We start from the raw sequence: 8,884 nt of genomic DNA on the forward strand, positions 1-8,884 counted from the left end.
GCGCATTTGCTCATGCGAAAGAATGCGTTGGCCGCATAAGTGCGCGTCCATAGACTGGCTGGTTCAACGGCTTGGCCGTCCGCTACCCACCGTCTCACCCCCATGCATCTGTCTTCCCCGACCCGCCGCCGCCTTCTCGCTTCCACTGCCCTCGCCTGGGGCGTCAGTCTGGCGGGTCTGGCCCATGCGGCCGACCGCACCATCCATATCGTCGTGCCCTTCGGCGCGGGCGCCGTGCAGGATACCGTGCTGCGCGCGTTCAGCAACGAGCTGGGTCAGGCGCTGCAGGCGAGCATCGTCATCGAGAACAAGCCCGGCGCGGGCGGCACCCTTGGCACCCAGGGCGTGGCGCGCGCCAAGCCCGACGGCAACACGCTGGTGATGGCCGCCGCCAGCCACCATTTCACGGGCTACATGTATCCCAAGCTGGGCTTTCACCCGGTCAACGACTTCGAGCCCGTGGCCCTGGTCGCCTCGTCGGGCTATGTGATTGCCGCGCCCGCGGGCCAGGCGCGCACACTGGCGCAGTGGGTCGCGGCGGCCAAGGCCAGCCCCGCTCCCTGGAACTACGCATCGGCCGGCAACGGCAGCGCATCGCACCTTGGCATGGCCTCGTTCCTGGCCCAGGCTGGCGTCGAGCAGCAGCACATTCCCTACAAGTCGACCGGCGACGCGGTGCGCGAGCTGCTTGCCGGCCGCGTGCAGGGCGTGACGGCCGCGACCACGGGCCTGATCGCCTTCAAGGACGACCCGCGCGTGCAACTGCTGGCCTACACGGGACCCAAGCGCTCGCCGTTCCTGCCCGACCTGCCCACCGTTGCCGAATCGGGCTTTGCGGGCTTCCAGTTCGACACCTGGTACGGGCTGCTGGCTCCGGCCGGCACGCCCGCGGCCGAAGTGCGCAGGATCAACGCCGCGGTCAACAAGGTGCTGGCCGACCCGGTGGTGCAGGAGCGCGTGCGCAAGCTCGGCGCCGAAGCCGCGACCGACACGCCCGCGGGCTTCAAGCAGCTGCTGGCCAGGGATTGGGTCAATGCGGGCAATGTGGTGCGCGTGTCCGGCGCCCGCGTCGAATGAGGCCGGCGGCGCGGCGCGCCGCCGGCATTGTCAGTCGAGCTTGATGTTGCGCGCCTTGACCACGCCTTGCCAGCGCGTGCTTTCCGCCTTGATGAAGGCGGTGAAGTCCTGGGCGCTGTTGCCCACGGGATCGAGGCCGGCGCGCATCAGGCGCTCGCGCACGCCGGCGTCGGCAACGGCTTCGCGCGTGGCCTTGCCCAGGCGCTCGACGATCTCCCTGGGCGTGTTCTTCGGCAGGAACACGCCGTTCCATTCGAGCACCTCGAACTCGGGCATGCCGCTCTCGCGCAGCGTGGGCACGTTGTCCAGGCCCTGGACCCGCTTGCGCGAACTCACCGCCAGCGCGCGCAGCTTGCCGCCGTTGAGGTACTGCAGCGTCGACGCGGCATTGCCGAAGTACATGTCGACCTGGCCGGCCATCACATCGGTCAGCGCGGGCGCGCCGCCCTTGTAGGGCACATGCAGCGTTTCCATCCTGGCCTGGTCGTTGAACATTTCCGCGGCCAGGTGGGAGCCGGTGCCGGCGCCGGCCGAGGCATAGGTCAGCTTGCCCGGCGACTGCTTCGCCGCGGCGACCAGCTCGGCCACGGACTTGTAAGGCTTGTTGTTGCCGACCACCAGGATCTGCGGCGCCGTCGCCACCAGCGATACCGGGATGAAATCCTTCATGGGATCGTAGGGCAGCTTGCGCAGCGCGCCGTTCACGCCGAAGGCCGAGGCATCGTACAGAACGGTATAGCCGTCGGGCAAGGCCTTGGCCACGCTGTCCGCACCGATGACGCCGCCCGCGCCGGGCTTGTTCTCGATGACCACCGGCTGGCCCAGGATCTCGCCCATGCGCTGGGCCACGATACGCGCCGTGTTGTCGGCGCCGCCGCCCGCGGAGTACGGCACGACCATGCGTATGGGGCGCTCGGGCCAGGCGGCCCAGCTGGCCAGCGGCAGCAATGCGGCGGCCAGGACGAGAACGCGGCGGCCGCGCAGCAAGGGGGATTGGTTGAACATGGTTGTCTCCTTCATAGGTATGGAAATCCGGGTCGGTCAGACGGGGCCGAAGCCGTAGAGCGCCGCCGGGTTGTCGACGAGTACGCGCTGGCGCACTTTTTCATCGCCACTCCAATGCGCGAGCAGGTCGAACAGCTCGGCGTCATCGGGCTTGCTTTCGGTCTCGGTGGTGTGCGGCCAGTCGCTGCCCCAGACCAGGCGCTCGGGCGCGGCCCGCACCCAGGCGCGCGCCACGGCATCGGTATCGGCATAACCCTGGCCGTGGGGCCGGCGCGTGTCGAGGTAGGCGCCGGACAGCTTGACCCAGGCCCGGCCCTGGTCAAGCAGGCTGCGGATCAGCGCAAACGCCGGATGCGCCGTGCCCTGAGGCAGCGGCAGGCGTCCCAGATGATCGAAGACCAGCGGCGTGGGCAGGCGCTGCAGCATCGGTCCATGGGCCAGCAGCTGGTCGGCGCTCCAATGCAGCTGCAGATGCCAGCCCCAGGCGTGCACGCGCTGCGCCAGCGGCTCCACCATCTCGAAGCCCACGGCCGCATGCACCGCGGTATGCAGGGAAAAGCGTATGCCGCGTATGCCGCCGTCGTGCAGCGCCTGCAGCTCGGCATCGGTGATGTCGGGACGCACCACGGCCACGCCGCGGGTGCAGTCTCTGCCCAGTTGGCGAATCGCATCCAGCGTCACGCTGTTGTCCGTGCCGAACGGCCGGGGCTGGACGACCACCGTGCGGCTGGTGCCGTTCAGGGCCTGTATGCGGCGGTAGTCAGCGACCGTCGCCTGGGGCAGCACCGCGGCGACATGCGCGAAGCGCGGGTCGAGGATGTGCATGTGCGCATCGCAGGCCCCCGCAGGCGCCGATGTCGCGGGCCGGCCGCGCGCGCCACTGTTGGGCAGCGGCGTGCCGCAGACGCTCATTTGCCCTCCTGCAGGCGCAGGCAGTCGATGCCATCGCATCGCACGAAATGGCCGGCGCGCGCCGGCAAATCAGCAGGAAAAAGGGGGGTTGAGGCAGCGGCAATGCAGTTCATGCCCCAGTGTAGGCATGGGCATCTGCATAAATAAACCGCTGCTTGCTACGATCATTTGATAGAAAAACTATCTTCCCGGCCGCGGAATTCTTGTCCGCAGCCCGGGCGGCGCGACCGGCAGCAGCCGACGACGCGCCTCGAGCAGGTTTACATGCGAATGGTCTTGTGCTCGCCCATGCCCTTGGGTTGCTCGCCCGTGACAGCGGCCTTGGCCATCTTGAACAGCTGCACCAGCTGGTTTTCCTTCACGTCCCAGTACTCAGCCGCGGTCACCGGAGCGACCAGCACCGTCAGGTTGGGGTCGTCGACGCCGCCGGGGAACCAGGCCTGGGCGGCCGTGGACCAGAGCTTTTCCTTGAGCACGCGGTCTTCGCTCAGATGCGCATTGCTGCTGATCGAGACATAGCTGTCTGCGCCCGGATCGGCAAAGCTGATCTGGATGTTGGCGTCGCGCGTGACGCAATGCGCGAGATCGGTCTTCTTGTCCAGCAGGAAGTAGAAGTTCACATGCTCGTCCATGCCTTCCTTGTTGGCCATGGTCATGGGGCAGGCCTGCAGAGTGCCGTCTTCGTGGCGGTGGGTGATCATCGCGAAGCGAATTCCCTTGACCAGTTTCCAAAGGGTTTCGCGTGGATGGGTGTTGTCGGCCATATGCATCTCCTGGTGAACGGGTGAAGCTCCCACTCTAGCCATCGCATCGCCGGCGGTATGTCGGAGAACGGCCCCTGCGCCTGTCCCGCCAACCTGCCCCAACGGCTGGCGGCAGACAACAAAAAAGCCCCTTGCGGGGCTTTTCATCTAACGCAGGCATGGCAATCACCTCAAGCTTCGGCCTCGGCATTGACTGCGGCGACAACGGCCGCCGGAGTCACCCCTTGGAGCTCGATCGCGCCCTGGGACACATAAAGCTCGAATTCGTCCTTGGCCAGAGTGACCGTCACGGGCTGGCCTTCCGATTCCCACGACACCACCAGGCTCGCCAGCGCGGTATCTACCTGGACCGTCTGGCCCAGGGGAATGTCTTCGAGGGCGCCGTCTCCGACACGGTGCTGAACAAGACCAACGATGCGCGCCTGGAAGTGCTCGGGCAAGGCAACGCCAGGTGCAGTGGTGGGAGTGGTCATGTAAATCTCCTGAAAGAGGTGAAGAGCGCCGGGTCCGAGCGCGCCATGCAGATGCAACGGCTGGCACGGACCCAGGAATGGATTCAGCGATCAATTTAACGCCTTTGCGCGACGCGGCTTGTCAGCCATACGCTTCTTCGAAGCCACCGACAGCGACTATGCTCAGGCCTGCCCCTGCACCATCCGCAAGGCCGCGCCTTGCTTGAAAGAAAGCTCATCCATGGCCGATAGCGTATTTTCCGCCAGCACCACCTTGCCCTACCGCGTCACGCTGACCGACCCCTCGGGTCACAGCTGGCACGCGGACGAACCCGCCGCGCTCGGCGGCGGCGATAGCGCGCCCAGCCCGATGCAGCTGCTGCTGTCGGCGCTGGGCGCCTGCACCACCGTCACGCTGCAGATGTATGCCCAGCGCAAGCAATGGCCGCTGCAGGCCGTGCATATCGTGCTGCAGCTCAACCCCGACGGCAAACCCGCGAGCGGCAATGAGCTCGCGCGCAGCATCACGCTCGAAGGCCCGCTCGACGCTGACCAACGCAGCCGCCTGCTGCAGATCGCCGAGGCCTGCCCCGTGCACAAGCTGCTCACGGGCGAAGTGCGCATTGCCACCGAACTGACCGACCCCACCTGAAGGAGAACGCCCATGTCCGCCCCATCTTCCGCTCCCGAGCTGCTGTCGACCCGCCTGGCCGATGTCGGCGGCATTCCCGTGCACCGCGCCGTGCCCCAGCGCGCGCTGCGCAAGGTCGGCGCCTGGTGCTTTCTCGACCATCTGGGCCCTTCGGTCCAGCATGGAGACCGCAGCATGCAGGTCGGCCCGCACCCGCACATAGGCCTGCAGACGTTCACCTGGATGATCGAAGGCGAAGTGCTGCACCGCGACAGCCTGGGCTCGGAGCAGGTCATTCGCCCGGGCCAGATCAATCTGATGACGGCCGGCCGCGGCATCGCCCACTCCGAGGAAAGCCTGGGCAGCCCGCGCATGCACGCGGCCCAGCTGTGGATCGCGCTGCCGGGCGACCAGCGCACCATGGCGCCGCGCTTTCAGCATTACCCCGACGTGCCGCGCTGCACGCAGGACGGCCTGGAGATCTGCGTGCTGGCCGGCGAAGCGCTGGGCCAGGTCTCGTCAGTGCAGGTGCACAGCCCGCTGGTCGCGCTCGACCTGAACCTGCGCGCGGATGCGCCCGGCCCGGTCACGACCGAGCTCGCGCTGCGCGCCGATTTCGAATATGCGGTGCTCGGTCTCACGGGCGAGGTCGTGGTCGATGGTCAGGCCGTTGCACCCGATGAACTGCTGTTCCTGCCTGCGGGCCGCGCTACGCTGGAACTGCGCTGCACGCCTGGCACGCGGCTGCTGCTGGTCGGCGGCGCGCCCATGAACGAGGAAGTGCTGGTCTGGTGGAATTTCGTCGGCCGCACGCAGGAAGAAATCGCCCAGGCGCTGGCCGACTGGCAGGCGGGCCCCGAGGGTTCGGAGCGCTTCGGCGCGCGCGTGGCTTCGCCGCTCGCGCCGCTGGTGGCGCCGGCGCTGGAAGGCCGGCTGCGCGGCGGCTGAGGCCGCACCGGGTCTATTTCACGAGGTTATGCACCAAACAGGTGCAATCCATGCGCGCAACGGCCGATAATGCACGCAGGCCGGCATGCGGGCAACAAGCCCCATGCCCGGCCTTCCACGCCAACGCCGCCTTGCTCCAAGGCGGCGTTTGCACGTCCTGCCTGCACTTTTACCTTCTGAAAGCAGATCCATGCGTCAAGAACACGACTTCATCGGCATCAAGACCATCCCTCCCGACGCCTACTGGGGTGTCCACACCGCGCGCGCGGTGGAGAACTTCCCCATCACCGGCCACAGCGTGGCCCACATGCCGGAACTCATTCGCGCCTTCGCATTCGTCAAGAAGGCCGCAGCCCACGCCAACCTGGCCCTGGGCGCCATTCAAGAACACCAAGCCCACGCCATTGCCCAAGCCTGCGACGACCTGATCGCCGGCAAGCTGCACGACCAATTCGTGGTCGATGTGATCCAGGGCGGCGCCGGCACCTCCACGAACATGAACGCCAATGAGGTGATCGCCAACCGTGCGCTCGAGCACCTGGGATTGCCCAAAGGCCGCTACGACGTGCTGCATCCCAACGACCACGTCAACGCCTCGCAAAGCACCAACGATGCCTACCCGACCGCGCTCAAGCTCGCGACCTGGTTCGGCATCCAGCACCTGCTCGCCGCCCTGGCTGCCCTGCGCGGCGCGTTCCAGGCCAAGGCCGACGAGTTCGCCCCCCTGCTCAAGATCGGCCGCACACAACTACAAGACGCCGTGCCGATGACGCTGGGCCAGGAATTCGGCGCCTTTGCCGCGATGATTGCCGACGACGAGAAGCGCCTGCGCGAATCCGCGTACCTGATGACAGAAATCAACCTTGGCGGCACCGCCATCGGCACCGGCATCAACGCACCCGTGGGCTATGTGGATGCGGTCATCCCCAAGCTCGCCGAACTGTCGGGCGTGCCCGTGACCCAGGCCGCGAACCTGATTGCGGCCACGGCCGACACCGGCGCCTTCGTCGACATTTCGGGCATCCTCAAGCGCATCGCCAGCAAGCTGTCGAAGATCAGCAACGACCTGCGCCTGCTGTCCTCTGGCCCGCAGGCCGGCATTGCCGACATCCAGCTGCCCGCACGCCAGGCCGGCTCGTCCATCATGCCGGGCAAGGTCAACCCCGTGATCCCCGAAGTGATGAACCAGGTCTGCTTCGAAGTCATAGGCAACGACGTCGCGATCACCATGGCTGCCGAAGCCGGCCAGCTGCAGCTCAATGCCTTCGAGCCGCTGATGGGCTGGGCGCTGCACAAGAGCCTCACGCACCTGGCGCGCGCCTGCCATACGCTGCAGGTGAACTGCGTCGAAGGCATCACCGCCAACGAAGCGCTGCTGGCCACGCGCATCGCCGAATCGGTGACGCTGGTGACGGCGCTGAACCCGCTGATCGGCTACGAAAAATCGGCGGCCATTGCCAAGGCCGCCATTGCCAGCGGCCGGCCGATCGCCGAAGTCGCCGAGAGCCTGGGCATCATGGAGCGCAGCGAAATGCAGCAGCTGCTGGTTGCCGACAAGCTGACACGGGCCGGCGCCCTGGTCCCGGCGTAATCCACAGCCATGAAAAAAGGGCGCCTCATTGGGCGCCCTTGGCTACATGGAAGTGCCGCCGCGGCGGCAGCGATCAGGCTTCGTCGGGTTGCTCCTGGGTGCGAATGGTTTCGCGCCCGTTCTTGTCCTTGAGACGGCCCAGGTCGGTTTCGACCGCGCGCATCAGTTTTTCCGTCGCCGCGGTGACGGCATCGGCCATTTTTTCAGCTTCGGCATTCACTGCGATCGGCTGACGCCCATTGACCCGGGTCTCCAGTACGCAGCGCTTGAGACCGCCCTGGGTCTTGCGCGCATCGGTGTCGGACAGAAAGACTTCCACCCTCGTGATGTACTCCTTGAAACGCGTCAAGCGCGTCTGGAGCTCACTCTGCACCCACTTCGACAGAGATTCGCCCCCTGCTACGAGGTTGTCCGTGTGCACCTGGATTTGCATGCCTGTCTCCTTTGGCCTGGTTGGTTCGGTACCCATCCTAGCCCCAAAACGGCCCGCCGTCATTGTCCTGACATCTGGTAGTGAATGAACACGTAACGAGACATCGGCTGCGCGCACAATGGTCGAGGTTGGACGGCGCGCATCGGAACGCCATAATCCAGCCATCCGCAGCGACCCGGCGCTTTTGCCTCGCACCAGCCTCCAAGCCATGTCCCAGCCAGCTTCGCGACGCCTCAAAATCGGACTGTCGGCCTGCTTCTCGCATGCCGACCAGGAACGCTCCCTGTTCACCGGCAAGACCCTGCAATACGTCGAGCAATCGATCGCCCACTGGATCATGTCCGCGGGTGCGATGGTGGTGATGGTGCCCTGCCCCACGGGCGAGACCGCGCGCGGCGACGTGACGCTGGCGCACTATGCCGACTGGCTCGATGGCGTGGTGATGCATGGCGGCGCCGATGTCTGGCCGGGCAGCTACGGCGAGGAGCCGCTGCGCCCCGAATGGCTGGGCGACCGCGTGCGCGACCTCTACGATTTGGCGCTGGTCGAGGCCTTTTCCCAGGCCGGCAAGCCGATCTTCGGCGTCTGCCGCGGCCTGCAGCTGATCAACGTGGCGTTCGGCGGCACGCTCTACCAGGACCTGCTGACCCAGGTGCCGGGCGCGCAGGTGCACCGCGACGCCAAGCAATACGACCGCCACGCCCACGACATCGCGCTGGTCTCGGGCTCGCGCCTGGCCCAGCTGTATCCGGGCCAGCAGCGCGCGCGCGTCAACAGCATCCACCACCAGGGCATCAAGCAGATCGCGCCCAACTTCGAGGTCGAGGCCTGGAGCATTCCCGACCACATTCCCGAAGCCATACGCCGCAATCCGCGGCATGCGGGCGGCTATATCGCGGCCACGCAGTGGCACCCTGAATTCCGCAGCGCCGACAACAGCACGCTCGACGATTCGGCGCTGCTCAGCGATTTCCTGCAGGCCTGCAGCCGCAGCCGCACCTTCCCGTTCCCGGGCCACAGCCCGTTCCAGATCCGCGACCGCGCCGCACGGCTGCTCAAGCGGGCGCTGCT

10 protein-coding genes are annotated in these 8,884 nt (G+C 66.7%); 5 read left to right on the forward strand and 5 right to left on the reverse strand.

Going from position 1 to position 8,884, the window contains the following annotated elements; genetic code table 11:
* Positions 1 to 102 precede the first annotated feature (102 nt).
* Positions 103 to 1,077, forward strand: a complete 975-nt coding sequence (locus RR928_RS22390; RefSeq protein WP_332540040.1) for a Bug family tripartite tricarboxylate transporter substrate binding protein — start codon at positions 103 to 105, stop codon at positions 1,075 to 1,077.
* Between the two features lie 30 nt (positions 1,078 to 1,107).
* Here the strand turns inward: RR928_RS22390 and RR928_RS22395 are convergent, their stop codons facing one another.
* From RR928_RS22395 to RR928_RS22410, 4 genes are all read right to left on the reverse strand, one after another.
* On the reverse strand, positions 1,108 to 2,082 hold the full coding sequence (locus RR928_RS22395; protein ID WP_332540041.1) for a tripartite tricarboxylate transporter substrate binding protein: 975 nt from the start codon (positions 2,080 to 2,082) through the stop codon (positions 1,108 to 1,110).
* A gap of 36 nt (positions 2,083 to 2,118) precedes the next feature.
* Complete coding sequence (locus RR928_RS22400; protein ID WP_332684321.1) at positions 2,119 to 2,994, reverse strand: amidohydrolase family protein; 876 nt, start codon at positions 2,992 to 2,994, stop codon at positions 2,119 to 2,121.
* 260 nt (positions 2,995 to 3,254) lie between these two features.
* A complete protein-coding gene (locus tag RR928_RS22405) occupies positions 3,255 to 3,758 on the reverse strand; it encodes a pyridoxamine 5'-phosphate oxidase family protein (RefSeq protein ID WP_332540062.1) in 504 nt (167 codons plus the stop codon).
* Positions 3,759 to 3,928: 170 nt separating this feature from the next.
* Entirely contained in the window at positions 3,929 to 4,231 is a 303-nt protein-coding gene (locus tag RR928_RS22410) for a hypothetical protein (RefSeq protein ID WP_332540063.1), read from the reverse strand.
* A 220-nt stretch (positions 4,232 to 4,451) separates the two neighbouring features.
* Here RR928_RS22410 and RR928_RS22415 point away from each other — a divergent pair, with 220 nt between their 5' ends.
* The 3 genes from RR928_RS22415 to RR928_RS22425 all read left to right on the forward strand — a co-directional run bounded on the left by RR928_RS22415 (position 4,452) and on the right by RR928_RS22425 (position 7,380).
* Entirely contained in the window at positions 4,452 to 4,862 is a 411-nt protein-coding gene (locus RR928_RS22415) for an OsmC family protein (protein WP_332540064.1), read from the forward strand.
* 12 nt (positions 4,863 to 4,874) lie between these two features.
* Positions 4,875 to 5,789, forward strand: a complete 915-nt coding sequence (locus tag RR928_RS22420; protein ID WP_332540066.1) for a pirin family protein — start codon at positions 4,875 to 4,877, stop codon at positions 5,787 to 5,789.
* A 190-nt stretch (positions 5,790 to 5,979) separates the two neighbouring features.
* Positions 5,980 to 7,380 carry an aspartate ammonia-lyase gene (locus RR928_RS22425; RefSeq protein WP_332684324.1) on the forward strand — a complete coding sequence of 467 codons (1,401 nt, stop codon included), beginning with the start codon at positions 5,980 to 5,982 and terminating at the stop codon, positions 7,378 to 7,380.
* Positions 7,381 to 7,453: 73 nt separating this feature from the next.
* Here the strand turns inward: RR928_RS22425 and RR928_RS22430 are convergent, their stop codons facing one another.
* Positions 7,454 to 7,813 carry an HPF/RaiA family ribosome-associated protein gene (locus tag RR928_RS22430; RefSeq protein ID WP_332540069.1) on the reverse strand — a complete coding sequence of 120 codons (360 nt, stop codon included), beginning with the start codon at positions 7,811 to 7,813 and terminating at the stop codon, positions 7,454 to 7,456.
* Positions 7,814 to 8,021: 208 nt separating this feature from the next.
* Here RR928_RS22430 and RR928_RS22435 point away from each other — a divergent pair.
* The coding region (locus tag RR928_RS22435; protein ID WP_332684327.1) for a gamma-glutamyl-gamma-aminobutyrate hydrolase family protein at positions 8,022 to 8,884 on the forward strand (863 nt) is incomplete at its 3' end.

It is taken from the genome of Comamonas sp. (assembly GCF_036666375.1).
In the GTDB taxonomy this organism is placed as follows: Bacteria; Pseudomonadota; Gammaproteobacteria; order Burkholderiales; family Burkholderiaceae_C; genus Comamonas.